General features: G+C 43.6%; 14 protein-coding genes. 3 read left to right on the top strand and 11 right to left on the bottom strand.

The annotated features are described in order from the left end of the window. Positions 1-11: 11 nt before the first annotated feature. The gene (locus DWX33_RS23080) at positions 12-167 is read right to left on the bottom strand and encodes a FeoB-associated Cys-rich membrane protein (protein WP_085931154.1); all 156 of its coding nucleotides are present in this window, start codon (positions 165-167) and stop codon (positions 12-14) included. 17 nt (positions 168-184) lie between these two features. Beyond that, the gene (gene feoB, locus DWX33_RS13065; protein WP_122369083.1) at positions 185-2,707 is read right to left on the bottom strand and encodes a ferrous iron transport protein B; all 2,523 of its coding nucleotides are present in this window, start codon (positions 2,705-2,707) and stop codon (positions 185-187) included. Between the two features lie 137 nt (positions 2,708-2,844). Between feoB and DWX33_RS13060 the strand changes: the two genes are divergently transcribed. Both DWX33_RS13060 and DWX33_RS13055 read left to right on the top strand, forming a co-directional pair. Then, positions 2,845-3,330 (top strand): hypothetical protein, encoded by a 486-nt coding sequence (locus tag DWX33_RS13060; RefSeq protein WP_008771835.1) that lies wholly within the window; start codon positions 2,845-2,847, stop codon positions 3,328-3,330. A gap of 16 nt (positions 3,331-3,346) precedes the next feature. Then, positions 3,347-3,757: a 2-amino-4-hydroxy-6-hydroxymethyldihydropteridine diphosphokinase gene (locus tag DWX33_RS13055; protein ID WP_122380530.1), complete on the top strand. Its 411-nt coding sequence runs from the start codon at positions 3,347-3,349 to the stop codon at positions 3,755-3,757. On the opposite strand, the gene DWX33_RS13050 is transcribed toward DWX33_RS13055, so the two are convergent. From DWX33_RS13050 to DWX33_RS13010, 9 genes are read right to left on the bottom strand one after another with little or no spacing between them, the layout of a single operon-like run. Further along, the gene (locus DWX33_RS13050; protein WP_122380529.1) at positions 3,701-4,714 is read right to left on the bottom strand and encodes a class I SAM-dependent methyltransferase; all 1,014 of its coding nucleotides are present in this window, start codon (positions 4,712-4,714) and stop codon (positions 3,701-3,703) included. The genes DWX33_RS13055 and DWX33_RS13050 overlap by 57 nt on opposite strands. Beyond that, a complete protein-coding gene (locus DWX33_RS13045; RefSeq protein ID WP_122369178.1) occupies positions 4,698-5,831 on the bottom strand; it encodes a glycosyltransferase family 1 protein in 1,134 nt (377 codons plus the stop codon). Before DWX33_RS13045 ends, DWX33_RS13050 begins: the two co-directional genes overlap by 17 nt. Before the next feature lie 4 nt (positions 5,832-5,835). Continuing rightward, the gene (locus DWX33_RS13040) at positions 5,836-7,071 is read right to left on the bottom strand and encodes a glycosyltransferase (protein WP_036616560.1); all 1,236 of its coding nucleotides are present in this window, start codon (positions 7,069-7,071) and stop codon (positions 5,836-5,838) included. Positions 7,072-7,085: 14 nt separating this feature from the next. Then, positions 7,086-7,721: a PIG-L deacetylase family protein gene (locus tag DWX33_RS13035; protein WP_005868139.1), complete on the bottom strand. Its 636-nt coding sequence runs from the start codon at positions 7,719-7,721 to the stop codon at positions 7,086-7,088. A 38-nt stretch (positions 7,722-7,759) separates the two neighbouring features. Continuing rightward, positions 7,760-9,067: a polysaccharide deacetylase family protein gene (locus DWX33_RS13030; protein WP_008771839.1), complete on the bottom strand. Its 1,308-nt coding sequence runs from the start codon at positions 9,065-9,067 to the stop codon at positions 7,760-7,762. Further along, positions 9,058-10,011, bottom strand: a complete 954-nt coding sequence (locus DWX33_RS13025) for a GNAT family N-acetyltransferase (protein ID WP_008771840.1) — start codon at positions 10,009-10,011, stop codon at positions 9,058-9,060. The genes DWX33_RS13030 and DWX33_RS13025 overlap by 10 nt, the downstream gene beginning before the upstream one ends. Before the next feature lie 41 nt (positions 10,012-10,052). Next, positions 10,053-11,105 carry a recombinase RecA gene (gene recA / locus DWX33_RS13020; RefSeq protein WP_008771841.1) on the bottom strand — a complete coding sequence of 351 codons (1,053 nt, stop codon included), beginning with the start codon at positions 11,103-11,105 and terminating at the stop codon, positions 10,053-10,055. A gap of 9 nt (positions 11,106-11,114) precedes the next feature. Continuing rightward, positions 11,115-11,573: a thioredoxin-dependent thiol peroxidase gene (bcp, locus tag DWX33_RS13015; RefSeq protein ID WP_005868146.1), complete on the bottom strand. Its 459-nt coding sequence runs from the start codon at positions 11,571-11,573 to the stop codon at positions 11,115-11,117. Position 11,574: 1 nt separating this feature from the next. Beyond that, positions 11,575-12,768, bottom strand: coding sequence for a saccharopine dehydrogenase family protein (locus tag DWX33_RS13010; RefSeq protein WP_122380528.1), 1,194 nt, complete (start codon positions 12,766-12,768; stop codon positions 11,575-11,577). A gap of 195 nt (positions 12,769-12,963) precedes the next feature. Between DWX33_RS13010 and DWX33_RS13005 the strand changes: the two genes are divergently transcribed. Beyond that, a complete protein-coding gene (locus DWX33_RS13005; protein ID WP_122380540.1) occupies positions 12,964-15,249 on the top strand; it encodes a HAMP domain-containing sensor histidine kinase in 2,286 nt (761 codons plus the stop codon). Positions 15,250-15,253: the final 4 nt, after the last annotated feature.

The raw sequence follows: 15,253 nt of genomic DNA, 5'->3' as shown, positions 1-15,253 counted from the left end.
AAAATATTTTGTTATTCCTTCATTCTAAACTCTTTTTTCAACGAACACCCACTACACCCGCAGCAAGGATCACTGGATTTCGGTTTCGTAAGCATTCGATAAACCTTATATGCGATATATCCGATAACCGAGATACCAATAACGCAAACTGCTATATCTTGCCACATACCTATAAATTTACCTCCTATATATAACTAAATAAAACATAGGAAAGTTCTTGGCTGAATAAACCCACAAAGAAATTTCCCGTTTGATAAACAATGAAAGAAACGATCCATGCTAGGACACAAGTATAAATGATAACGAATATACCCCATTTCCATGAGCCAGACTCGTTGACAATAGCCGATATAGTTGCTATGCACGGAAAATAAATCAAGACGAAAAGCATTAAGCTAATCGCTATGAGCGGTGTGAATACCAAATTATCTTCTGCGTTACGGTCTTGCTTCAAACGCTCCGACAGGGCTTGGCTGTTATCATCGGCATTCCCCGTGTATAATACGCTTAACGTGCTGACAACAACTTCTTTCGCCGCCATACCGGTAAGTAAGCTTACACTCATTTTCCAGTCGAATCCTAAGGGAGCCAAGACCGGTTGAATCGTCTGGCCGATACGCCCGATGTACGAATTTTGTTGGTGGTCGATTGCCTTCAAGCGTTCTAACTCCTCTATCGTATCTGTTTTTTCTTGAGAATCCAACTCCGTATTTTCGATCTCCGCTATCTGGCGATCAAACTGATCTCCGCTCTCCGAATGTCTGGGGAAATACCCAAGGAACCAGATGACGATAGAAGCGACCAAGATGATACCTCCCATCTTGTGCAAGTATTGTTTCGCTTTCTCCCACATATGGATCATGATGGATTTGCCGGTAGGCATCCGGTAGGGGGGGAGTTCCATTACGAAAGGAACATCCTCCTCGTTAAACAGGAAGCGTTTGAAAAGACGGGCCATGATAACTGCCAGCAAGATTCCGGATACATATAAAGCTAATAACACAAAGCTGGCGTTCTTCGGGAAAAACGCCCCGGTCAGCAATACATAAACCGGCAGGCGGGCGCTACAGCTCATCAACGGATTTACCAACATCGTTATCATCCGGCTATTACGGCTCTCTATCGTACGGGAGGCCATGATAGCAGGAACGTTACAACCGAATCCCATCACTAAAGGGATGAACGACTTTCCATGCAGTCCCATCTTATGCATGATCTTATCCATGATAAAAGCCGCACGTGCCATATATCCGGAGTCTTCCATGAACGATATGAACATATACAGAATCAAGATATTCGGCAGGAACACGATAACACCTCCCACGCCACCGATGATACCATCCACGAGAAGATCCTTCAAAGGTCCTTCCGACATATGGCCGCGCACGAAATTACCGATCACCTCGACCAATGCCTCTATCCATTCCATCGGATAGCCTCCCAAACGGAAAGTGGCCTCGAACATGATCCACATGAATAGGATAAAGATAGGGAAGCCTAAGACTTTATGCGTGACGAATAGATCGATGATCTGCGTATTCGTTGCCTCTTTGATCGTATTTTGCTCGTAAGTCTCACGCAACGCTCCGGAAATAAAGCCATAGCGTGCGTTCGTGAATGCGGTCTCACAATCCTCTTGCAATAACTTTTCTATTAGGGCTGTATTACGGTCTCTTTCTTGGAAGATCGTTTCAGCACCGGGCAGCGTTTTTATAAATGTCTCTATCTCCCGGTCTCCCTCTAATAGCTTGATAGATAGATAGCGCTTTGACAAGCTTTTGGGTATATCCACGCTATTTTTCAAGGTCTTCCTAACATTGCTGATCCCTTTCTCTAAAGACTCTCCGTAATTAATATGGATATGACGGATGACAGGATCTTCTTCTTCGTATACCTTGATTACACGGTTGAACAAATCTTCTATGCCAAAGCCTGTTTTACTTACGGTCGGGATAATCGGTGCCCCGATCATTTTCGCTAAGGACTCATGATCGAATTTATTACCATGGCGTTCCAGCTCATCATACATGTTTAAGGCGATTACCATGCGAACGTCCATATCGATCAGTTGGGTGGTCAAATATAGGTTTCGCTCCAGATTGGATGCGTCGATAACATTGATCACCACGTCTGGTTGCTCTTCATTCAAATGCTTGCGCACGTATAATTCTTCCGGCGTGTAAGCGGATAGGGAGTAAGTACCCGGTAAATCTACGATGCGGAATGTATAGCCATTCTGTTGGAAGGTTCCTTCCTTGGCATCTACGGTCACGCCGCTATAATTACCCACATGCTCATGTGCTCCAGACGCAAAATTGAAAAGAGAGGTCTTTCCGCAGTTCGGATTACCAACCAAGGCTACGTTAATTGTTTTTCCTTTATGTAATGCGATGGCTTGCAATTCATTGCCGGAAGGCAGGATAAAAGAGTCTGCGCTCCTGTTCGTATCTTGTACCGAGGTAGCTTGTTCCTTTTCGAAATCCGCCGCGCTAACGACTTCGATCAATGCGGCGTCCGAGCGTCGCAATGAGACATCATATCCCATTACACGATAGTGAATAGGGTCTTTGAGCGGAGCGTTTTGTATAACGATCACTTCTTTCCCTCTGATAAATCCCATCTCGATAATGCGTTTGCGGAAAGCTCCGCGACCCATTACCTTTACTATAACACCTTTATCGCCTGTGCGAAGTTCTGATAATCTCATGTCCTATTAAATGTTACGCGAAGGTAGCTTGAAAACTTCGTACCACCAATACCAACTAATAGGTATTTTTTTATTTCTATGGGTTGTTTTTCGAGTATTTTATGTATGTTTGTGCCACAAATTTCAACTTTAGACAAATGAAACTACGAATTACTTTGTTCGCCACCTTATTGGTTCTTCTGTCTGCTTGTTTTACAGGCTGTAAAAAAGAATTGAAGGATTTCTCTTTTAGTTATAGTATGGAAAGTGTAGATAACTACAAACTAATGGTTCTGTTTGATAGTGACAAGACATTCCGTATCGAGGAGTATAATTATTATATGGATAATTTCGCCAAGAAACGAGATCCTAAAATTATGGAGGGGACATTGACTGACGAGGAGTTTGCTTCTTTAAAACCGATTCTGCAAAAATGTAATTTCTTTAAGATGAAAGACTCTTATGGCTTTGAGGAGGAGACGAACCGGGATTTAGGGGATATCATGTATCAGGTTTCATTTACCACGGAAGGTAAGGAGAAATTTATCTCTATCCGTAATAGCGATACCGGACAATTTTCCGCTTCTTTCGTGAAGTTGATCGGTTTTATCAATACATTCTTGAATAATCATAAGAATGACTAAACGCTTTTAGCCGGAGATGGAGAATAAACGAAACCGGGTTCTATTGTGCTTAGGCTCTAATTGGGATAAAGAGAAAAATATGGAGCGCGCGGCGGAGATGCTGCGTGCTCATTTTGTTTTTATACAGTTTTCTCAGCCAGTTTATACGGAACCGATCGATTGTCCATTATCAACTACATTTTTGAATCAAGTGGCTGTTTTGTATAGCGAGGAGAGTCCGGCGCGAATAAAGGATGTCTTGAAAGATATAGAATGCTGCATCGGCCGTAAGCCGGAAGATAAATCTTGTGGGCGTGTGCCGATAGATATTGATTTATTGCAGTGGAACGACCAAATCTTGAAAGCTGAGGACTTGACCCGTGAATATGTTCTAGATGGCATCTGCTCGCTCCTTGCCGCAGGAGAGAATGATGAATGGTGCCAATAGAAAACCAAAGGAGCCGCTGTTGCGGATCAATGCGTTGATACCTTTGCATATCAAGGAAAGAACTGGGTTGTTTCGGTCTGCGTTATAAAATCCTTTCTCTACTTTAAGCTTGAACTGGTAGGGTGCCAATAAGTCCTCATAAGTCTGTATGGGAAGGATTCGTTCGGCCCAATTACCTGTAGCCGGGTCGCAAGTATTGTATGGGTCTTCCGGGCTTGGTAAGCTCTTTTTCTCGATCGCTTTTTGAATATCGGGATAGGTCAAGCCTCTAGTCTGCCGGGCCCATGTCTCTACTTCTTTTGGGGAGAAATCCGGGCAAAGTTTCGTTATGAATTGCTCTCGTAATGTATAATAGTTGGGGGATTCCAAAGATCCACTTTCGCATCCGACCATCATCTTATGTAACCGTTGTTGGACATACGGGTTGAATGGTGTAGAGGCTGTCGTGAATAGTAGATACATGGAATCGTTTATATGGATTAAATCCTTGAAGAACAAAGATAAATCATAGACATGCTCTATCAGGTCCGTAGCGATTAAAAGTTGGGGGTAGACTTTGTTCCTTGCGCACCAGTCCGCAAGAACATCTGAATCTCCATGGAGTATGATATCGGGGCCTATTCCTATTATTTGTTTCAATAGCTGGATCGTCTCCACGGAAGATGGGTTAAGATCAATATAAATAACTTGTCCTATTCCTATGGATTTCGCCAGAATACTAAGGAAGCCGGTTCCTCCTCCATAATCGATTAGCGTGACATCGGAGATAGGGGTTTGTATCGCTTGAAGTCCTCTTTGTAGGCAATCTGCGTATATATGCATGAAATAGCTTAACGCCGGCTTTAAGTTGCCGATGTATCGCTTATTATAATCGCTGATCGGTAATTTATTATAGTCGATCGCTTTCAAACGTTCGGTTAATGTATGTAATAAATCACTTCTATTCTCTTTCATCATATATCATCTTGTATAAACGTATCCCCTGATCTTCATTAGAAAAAGCAGGGAACAATAATTGTTTTCGTTTATCTATCGCCTCTTTATCTATAGGTAGGGCTATTAATTGTTCGCAAGCCCGTATCATCTCATCCGGCGTATCGGCGATATGGCATAAAGGATCTAATCCGCTACCCGCTAGCATGAGATGATTGACAATCGTATGCCTTCCGGCGAATAAGCTGTTCAAAAGCTTTAGTTTTAGGCCGGTATCTTGAAATGTGATTAGCATATGAATTTGTGCGTTGTGGATCAATGCGTCCATACGTTCCTTACTGGGATTTGCTTCTACTTTTATATGTGGGTAAGGAGCGGCTGCCTCTCGTATCAAACGGGTCGGGTTCATGCCCGCTATTATGCAGGTATGTTTTAATTGGCTGAAAACATGCTTGGTGAGAAATAACACGGCTCGCTCATTCTCGATAACGGATAACTTGCCATGATATAAAATATAATCGGATTTTCCCGGTTCGGCCGTAATCCGGTTATTCTCGTGGAAACAAGGAACGAACTCGATCCTTTGATTGGGAAATTGTTTTCGTAAATAGTCTGCGTCTGTCGTGGATACGGCGATTATCAGATTTGCGCACCGTGCTATTTTTTGATAGGCTTGGAAACGCATGGCCTCGATCCTGAAAAAGGCATTGCGAACCAATCCTTTGCCCGACTTTGCCAAGTGGCGATAATAATCGTGCTCGATATTGCACTCCCGGAATATCTTCATCCGGTTTCTTAAACGGGGATCGTTCATATAATAACAGGAGTGGAGGCCCTCAAATAAGATCGGGTAATCATTTTGTAAAAGATTCTCGATCAAGCGATGATCTTTCCGGCTATATACATTGTAAGGGAGCCATGTTAAATTAGCGATTACCCCGGTACGGCGTTTATAATAGAAAACCTTGTCGCAAATGCTTTCTAATTCCGGTGCATGCGGACGTTCATATTCGAAACAATGTAATATGAGTTTCACGCCGCAAGCACGCAAGGCTTCCAGTTTATAATACACATCAATAACCCCTCCGTAATTGGCGGGATAAGGTATATTGAACGATACTATGTTGAGGTATTTATCCATCTGCTTAAATCTCCTCAAATATACGCGCAAATTGGCTAGCTTGCTCTTTCCGGGAATAATTCGATAGCTTATCCCGATTGACGGGCGAGGTCGTATATCCTTTTTCCTGCCATTCCTCATAGTAATGTTTCAAGAAATCGTACACCTCGTCTACCCGGGTTGCGGCCAGTCCGGAATGGGTCTCCTTGATGGCTTCGGCGAGGTAAGCCTCGTCACTCTGTACGCATAAGATGGGTTTTTCTACCGCAAGCGATTCAAAGAACTTAGTTGTCATGAAGCCTTTTGGACCAGACGTGTCAAACTTATTCGTCAAGGAAAGCAGCACCGAGCTTTTGTTCAAGATGAGGGGAATATCGGATGCCGGTACATACTCATGGTAATCCATGAAAGATTGCACCCCATGTCGTTCGGCCTCTTGGCGGATGATGGAGCGGGACTCTTGATCGGTATACCATACAACTCGAAAAGTTTCGGGGATAATGACCTTGTCCTCCGTAAGACGGGCGATGGCCGCAAATAATAACTCCGGATTTCGGATCGCTAAACTTAACAACCGTCCGGTATAGGTAATGATAAACCGGGAGGTCTTGATTTGTTGCGGATAGAACAACTCAGGATCGAATCCGTTATAAATCAGTCTTACGTTGGGATTATATTGTTTGAGTACCTCCACATGCCAAGGCGATACGGTCGTGACACAATCCGCTACCTCCAAAGCGTTATTTCGCTTTCTAAGTAACCGTTTGCGAAATCGCTTTGTGATGAATGCGTCTAACCATGAAAATGTATGGAATTTATGCGATATATATTCGTTGGAGGCGTATTGCTCGATAATATCTCGTAAATCCACGACGAAAGGGAGGTTGGTATGGATCGCTAACGTCTTGGCGGCGGTTAAAGGAAAGGTGCGGTATGTGCTACACAATATTCCTTTGTACTGGTTGGTCTTTATTAAGGGAATACATGCGTTGATTATTTTCATGTCTTTATAACCAAACAAGATGTCTAGAAACATGACCCACATCCATTCGATATGCTTTGAGATCTTTCCTGATGCTTTGTAGTAGCGGACGCAATACACGTCCGCATACCCCGTAAGGAATTCGAATGTATTGTCTTCTATGTATTCTGTCACTACGGTAACTTCCCATCCCATGCGTGTCAAATATTTGCATAGATATCCCATTCTGGGGGCGAAAGCGGGTGGGAACATATCACATATGATAAGGAGTTTATTCATGGATTCAATCAGTGTTATAAGAATAGACGAACGACTTCAAACGCTTCCGCATAGGTACATCCCGCTTGGACGCCCCGTGCTCTCGCTAATGAATAGATAAAGTCCTTGGATAGATAATCTCTCGCTCCTTGCGATTTATAGGCTTTCAATGATTCTACCTTTGCGTCGATATGGCGCTCTTCCAGCCTTACAAAACATTGTGTATTGAATGTCAAGTTGTTCCAGATTAACTCATAACCTAATATATTCGTGTTTTTGAACGCTCGTAGACCCTCTTGGGCGATCGTCGTATGATCTTGGTGGATGTCGTGCAAGCTAGGGATGAAGACTAGGTCAAAATCGGATACTTTTTTCAGGCGTATTAACTCCTCTAATATCTCTTGTCTTGCGTATCCTAGTTTTCTTACTTCGTAATTGTATATGATTAGGTTTTCCGGTTCTATACCTAAGGTCTGGGTCGCTTGCTTGACCTCTGTCTTCAAGATATCTTTCGGAAAACCCTCGGGAACCGATTGCTGTGCGGTGGAGAAAGCCACATAGGTCACTTTTTTACCATCTTCTATCAGGCGTGAGATAGTTCCCCCCAACCCAAGTTCCCCATCATCCGTATGAGGGGCGAGGACTAAAATATTTTTACAATTAGTAATCATTCTTTCTGATTTATTTGAATACAGGGATTTTATTGTTTTCACTGCTTCGCTAATTCTTTTAATAGCTGGGCGTATAATTTACGTAAATAACTTCCGGACCCTTCTTGTACGGAGTCATTATGCCATAGTAAAACCAATTCACCTCCTACATTATTTACTTGTTCCACTAAATTCCGGCAATAGGTTAAAGCCCTGTCAAAATCCAGTCCCATATATTTCTCCTCCTCTAGGGTACAATCCATTATAATAAGCGGATGTAGTCGGAGAGGAGATAGCCGGCGGGTGATCGGATTGATCCAACGAACCGGGTAGCAAGTCCCTAACCGGAATCCGGAGACATCGGCGTACCCCATGGTGAAATCGTCCGTAACCCCAGCAGCCTCTATTTGGTCCATATCTTCCGGTTCCCGGATTGCCAAGAAATGATGACGGTTGAACCGAACATTTTTACCGATATGATCTTCCAGACCGGTTTTCTCTTTCCGGATAAGGCTGGGAGTCGTACCCGCTTGGTAGCTACTATGCAAACCAATAGTTACATTATGCTCTAAAGCACTTTTTATCAATTTACGAATATCTTTATTCCTCAAATCGTAATGAGGTTTGTCGTGCTTGGCTTTCCCCCCGTTCCGGATAAATAGGATAGGGTGACATTGTTCCTTCCCGATCAAGTCCTGAAGGATACTATTCTGGCGGAAAAACCAAGGGAAGGTATAAAACGGGTCTTTCTCAAGGGAACCGAATTTACCTTGAAAGGATTTATATAAACCTCTTCTATCTCTAATAGACCGTATCAAACCTTTCCACGAACGATATAGAGTCGGAGAATCTACGTCGTGCGTGAGGTAGATCTTCCGGATTTGCTTTTTTACCTCGGGTACACGTAACCGGGATTGGCGCAGCCAACGATGAAGCAGCATGCGATATTCATCCACGATCGGACGATGCAGGAAACCGGCCCGGTAGGGCAAGGACTCTTTACCGGGAAATCTTCCATGCTCATCCCGAAGTCCACGCCGTACCATCTCCTCGTATCTGGAAATGAGAAAATAAGTACTTGCGATGATATCGGCATGAACCACCCATGTATCTCTTATCCATTCCTCTTTCGGCGAGCCGAATAACAAGGGGATACCTTGAACCTCTTGCAAGGGGAGTTCCGGTAAGGAAGCGGGAGTCCCGTATGTTTGTCCATCAAAGAAGCCGGATGGAATGATAACGACGTTATATCGGTCGAATTTATTGGGATCAGCCGTGTACCCGATCGTTTCCACCAGTTCGCTAGGGACATCATCTCCTACAAGAAAACGTATTATATAATGTAAAGTGCGATTTTTCATACCCATTTGCTTAGTTTAATGCGTGCTCTGTCTAATAAACTCAATTTCCCCCTAGATATTGTGAAAAATGGGGTTTGGATAGCTCCGAACTCGCGGAAGAAACGTTCTACTCCGGGTAGCATAGACCCTTCGAAATCAAATACCGTCGTAAATTGAGAAACGAAATGAAGACATTCCCACAGGACGTAGCTTTGCGCTCCGGAACCTCTATAGGCCGGATTTCCTCCTCCTGCGAGATAGTAAGCCGATCGATCTTGCCATACGATGAAAGCGGCCGCATGTAAATGGCCTTGCTCGTCATAACCTCCCCATAAATCACCTTGTCCTCTTTGCCGGCAAGTGGCGATCAAGTCTTTCAGTACATTCGTGTCTTCCTTGATTCGTACATGCTGGCGGTCAAATGTTTGGGTTTGTACAGCTAGGAACTCATTCAAAGGAATCCCTTTTTTTACGGATATATGGTATTTATTCTGCGCTTTCGTAATATTTCGCCGGATATTGGGGCTCATATTCTCCCATACCGCTTGATGATCCCGGATATTTTTTAATAAATAGGTATAACGTGTCGTTTGGTTATATCCCGCCCAATAAAACGGAAGCCAATCCGTAATGTCATAATTGAAATTTTGCAGGAAGTGCGGATAGCGTTTTAGTTCTTCCGTGAATTGTTTGCATAGTTCTTGACGTCGTCCTAACTCGGTCGTATATTTCGTGTCGGAGGAACTTGCGGCGAACCAAGGGCCCATCGTTTGGGTGTAAGAAGGCATTGAGACAATATCGGAATGGGGGACGTAAAGGGGGAGGGTTGCCTGTATCCTTCCCTTTTGTTCTATAAGCAAGACATCCCATTTTTTTTCTCCGCAAACCGTATCCAACCACCAGTCATGTGAGAAGATCGGTATATTTTTTTCAGTATTGCAAAGTAAACGATATTTGTCTTTATTACTCATTACAATTTCGTATAGGGGCGGGGTTTGCCCGCCCCCGCAAATTACTTGTTGGCTTTTAATGCCTCAAATATTAATTCGGATAATTCGTCTGCCAATTCGGGATTGTCCTCGACACATTGTTTTGCCGCATCACGACCCTGTCCCAATTTGGTATCGTTGTAGCTGTACCATGAACCGCTCTTCTTGATGATATTCAGTTCAGAACCAAGATCGATGATCTCTCCGGAACGGGAGATACCTTGACCGAACATGATATCGAACTCTGCCTTGCGGAATGGAGGAGCCACCTTGTTTTTTATAACTTTCACACGCACTTGGTTTCCCTTGATCTCGTCACCATCTTTCAGCTTTCCAATACTACGGATATCCAAACGGACAGAAGCATAGAATTTCAATGCGTTACCACCTGTCGTCGTTTCAGGGTTTCCGAACATTACACCGATCTTATCACGCAATTGGTTGATGAAGATACAGGTCGTATTCGTCTTATTGATCGCGGCCGTCAACTTACGAAGGGCTTGCGACATTAGACGAGCTTGCAGACCCATCTTGCTGTCTCCCATATCGCCCTCAATCTCGGCTTTAGGAGTCAATGCGGCTACGGAGTCGATAACAATGATATCTACGGCGGATGAACGGATCAATTGCTCGGCTATTTCCAAGGCCTGCTCACCGTTATCCGGCTGGGAGATCCATAGGTTCTCTACATCAACGCCTAGCTTCTCGGCATAGAAACGGTCAAAAGCATGCTCCGCATCGATAAATGCGGCGATACCTCCTTTTTTCTGAGCCTCGGCGATCGCATGGATCGCTATCGTTGTCTTACCGGAAGATTCCGGACCATAGATCTCGACGATACGTCCTTTCGGATATCCACCTACGCCCAGCGCTGCGTTTAAAGCGATAGAGCCTGTCGGTATCACCTCGATATCCTCGATGCTTTCATCGCCCAGTTTCATGATCGAACCTTTTCCGTAGTTCTTCTCGATTTTATCCATTGCCGCACGTAAAGCTTTTAGCTTATCCGTGTTAGCGGCTGGTTTACCACCTTCTTCTTTCGCTTTTTCTTCGAACAAATTTTCTTCTTTTGCCATATGTGTCCCTTATAAATTAAGGATTTGATTTGCATGGTCTTTTGTCTTCACCTCTTTCGGCCCGATGATATTGGTAACAATACCTTCCTCGTTAATGATAAAGGTGGTCCGGAGAGTCCCCATGTATGAACGTCCGTACATTTTTTTCTCAGCCCACACACCAAACAGTTCTTGTAAGGCCGTGTCTGTGTCCGCTATTAAACGGAAAGGTAAGTTTTGCTTTTGTATAAAGCCTTGATGCGATTTGGCGCTATCTTTGCTTACTCCGATGATTTCGAAGCCTTTCGCTTGTAAGGCTTGATAGCCGTCACGTAAACTGCATGCTTCCGCCGTGCAACCGCTTGTGTTATCTTTCGGGTAGAAATATAGAGCTACTTTCTTTCCTTGATAGTCACTCATCTTTACCTCTTTACCGTCTTGATCGGTTCCCAAAAACTCGGGAACCTTATCGCCTATTTGTATTGCCATATTACAATTCTAAGTCAATGTTAAACAATTCATGCCAAGGCAAACCTTGCTCATTTAGCTCTTTCATGAATGGGTCCGGATTGAATTCCTCCACATTCCATACACCCGGTTTCTTCCAAATGCCTTGCATAAATAATTTGGCGCCGATCATGGCGGGAACACCGGTGGTATAACTAACACCCTGCGCTCCTGTCTCTAGATAAGCGGCATGGTGGCTACAGTTGTTGTATACGTAATAAGTTAATTCCTTACCGTCCTTGATACCACGGATGCGGCAACCGATGGAAGTCTCGCCAGTATAATTCTCTCCCAGATCACCCGGGTTCGGCAGTACGGCTTTTAAGAATTGGATCGGAACGATTTCCTGCCCGTTGTAAAGGATCGGGTCGATACGAGCCATACCGATATTTTGGATGACACGTAGATGAGTCAAGTATTCCTGTCCGAAAGTCATCCAGAAACGAGCCCGTTTGAGGGTCGGGAAGTTTTTGGTCAAACTTTCCAATTCCTCGTGATACATCAAATACGATTCTTTCGGTCCTACATTCGGATAATTCAAGGCTTTATGTACGCTTAACGGATCGGTCTCCTTCCATTCCCCATCCTCGAAATATTTGCCACGTTGAGTAATCTCACGGATATTGATTTCCGGATTGAAATTGGTAGCGAATGCCTTATGGTGATCTCCTGCGTTGCAGTCTACGATATCCAGATAGTGTATCTCGTCGAAATGATGCTTTGCCGCATAGGCTGTATATACGCCGGTAACCCCCGGATCGAAACCACATCCCAAGATAGCGGTAAGACCGGCTTTCTCGAAACGATCTTTATAGGCCCATTGCCAGCTGTATTGATATTTGGCTTCATCAAGCGGTTCGTAGTTGGCCGTATCTAAATAGCTAACACCGTATTCCAGACAAGCATCCATGATATGCAAATCTTGATAAGGTAAGGCCAGATTTACCACCAAATCCGGTTTGAAGGCGTTAAACAAGGCAACAAGCTCTTGCACGTTGCCTGCGTCTACCTGTGCGGTTTGCACTTTCACGTTCTTGATATCGGCGGCGATCTTGTCGCATTTACTTTTCGTACGGCTAGCTACCATGATATCCGTGAAGACATCCGCATTCATCGCTATTTTCTTAACAGCAACGGTACTTACGCCCCCTGCACCAATAACTAATACTCTTCCCATTTACTAATAGAATTAATCTTGTTAATATACAGTTTACAAGGTTTTCAACCAATGGACAAATATACGGCTTTTCCTTGACAATCCCTATATATTTATTCATTTTAGAACGGAAGAGGGAAAAGAAAGATACAGCTAATGAATGTGAATAATGAAAATAGTCGTACTTTTGTCACATTTACTGTTTAAAGTTTGGACATGAGATTCTTAAATAATGTCGGGGGTGTTTTTATTCTGCTTTTATTAGCGTTGGGGTGTAAACCTGAGGCGAAGCGGAGCCGTGTGCTTGTGATCCAATCTTTTCGGTGGGATGATAAGAACTATCTGGAATTAAACTCAGATATCCGGAAAGAGCTGGGAAAAAATCGGGTGAATGCGGACATCCGTACGTTTTATCTCGACTGCGAGTGTTATATGGCTGAGGAGGAAGAGGAACGGATGTATAACTTTATCGATACGATCCGTCTTTGGAAGCCCGACATCATATTGGTGAATGATGATCAGGCTACCTATACGTTGATGAAATGCGGCCATCCTTTTGTAAAGAAAGTTCCGGTTGTTTTCTCTGGCGTCAATTTCCCTAATTGGGATTTGCTGGAAGAATATCCGAATGTAACAGGTAGCTGGGATAAGATTGATTATGAGGAGAACCTTCGTTTGATCGATCGGCAAATGGGAAAGTCTCGCATTTATATCAATTATGATAAGACCTCCTTAGGGCAGTTGGCTTTCCGGGAGTTGATAAAAGCGGTCGATACGAGCCGGTATGTGTTGGATTATAATCAATTGGCTTTCCAATTAAATGATCCGGACTTTAAGGTGGATTCCATGATGTTTAGAACCGAGATGAGAATGAAGGCGATACGTCCTTCGAAAAATATAATCCATTTCATGCCTTTTCGTAAAGCCAATGGGGAGTTTTTATTGAGTAATATTAATGGTACCTATCCTTATTGCGTATTTTTCAATATCCGTTATGACTATACATCCGCAGGCTTGTCTAAGATGTTCGTGACTCCTTCATTTACGGCAGTGCGGGAAATCTTTAATATAAACGTGGAAGTTCTGGGAGGCTATTTTTGCTCGAACCGCATACAAGCGGCGGAACAGGCTAGGTTGGCGGCTAAAATTCTTTCCGGTACGCCTGTCTCTTCCGTTCCGATCGTAGAGAGTCCCAAAGAGTATCTGTATGATTGGGTAGAGATGCAACGTTTAGGTATTTCAAAGGAAGAGGTCCCTACTAATGTTCATGTCATAAATATGCCTATTTCCGAACGGTATAAGATAGAGGTTTTTATCGCCTCTTCCTTGGGTGTGATCTTATTGTTGGCATTGATCGGTTATTTGTTTTATCTCTATTGGCGGGAAGCAAGACGAAGGAAAGAGGTGCTCGCTAATTTAAAGCAGGAGAAAGAGCATCTTTCTTTAGCGTTGGAAGGGGGGAATATATTCGCTTGGAAATTACAGTCTGGAACTTTCCGGTTTGACAACGAGTTCTTTAGCTATGTGAATACTTCTCCTCGGGAAATTCCTTTGGATGAGCTGTACGAGATGGTCCATCCGGACGACAGGCAGAGTTTGCGATCCTTAATTGATTTCATTTGTACGGGTACAATCTCTCATCATATCCTTCAATATCGTTGCGATTTTAACGGGAAAGGTTACCAATGGTGGGAATTTCGTTACGGAAGCTTAGAGGATGCGAATGATGGGTATGTAATCAATGGCTTATGTTTGAATATCCAAAATATCAAGGATACGGAGGAGGTATTGATCTCTGCGAGGGAAAAAGCCGAGGAGTCGGATCGGATGAAGTCGGCTTTCTTGGCGAATATGAGCCATGAGATCCGTACGCCGCTGAATGCGATTGTCGGTTTCTCGAATTTAATGAACTCGGAAGAGGTCTTGGAGCCGGAAGAGCGTGAGGAGTTCGTGAAGTTGATTAATACGAACTCCGACTTACTATTGAAACTGATCAATGATATTTTAGATCTTTCCCGTATGGAATCCGGAAAGATGAGTTTTGTTTTCGATCGCCATGATTTGAATGTCTTGATCAATGAAATCTATTGTACTTTCCAATTGATGATGCCCGAGGGGGTAGAGCTACGCATGCGTGTCCCCGAGATCCCGGTGGTTGTGGCGGTAGATCCTTATCGGCTGAAACAAGTATTGTCTAATTTTATCAATAATGCCATCAAGTTCACGACTTCGGGCTATATAGAAGTTGGATACTATTTCTGTACGAAAGGCGACTGCCTTCATATCTATGTAGAAGACACTGGTATCGGCATCCCTGAGGAGAAACAGAAGCAAGTCTTTGATCGTTTTTGCAAATTGGATGAGTTTGCGCAAGGCACCGGACTCGGACTGGCGATTTGCCAAGTGATAGCGCAGCGTTTCGGCGGTGAGATACAATTGAAGTCAGAATATGGTAAAGGTAGCCGTTTTACGCTAACTTTGCCTAAAGAACGTATAGGTTGACAAA

The organism is Parabacteroides sp. AF19-14 (genome assembly GCF_003635485.1).
GTDB classification, from domain to species: Bacteria; Bacteroidota; Bacteroidia; order Bacteroidales; family Tannerellaceae; genus Parabacteroides; species Parabacteroides distasonis.
This window is presented reverse-complemented; position numbering and strand designations above follow the sequence as displayed.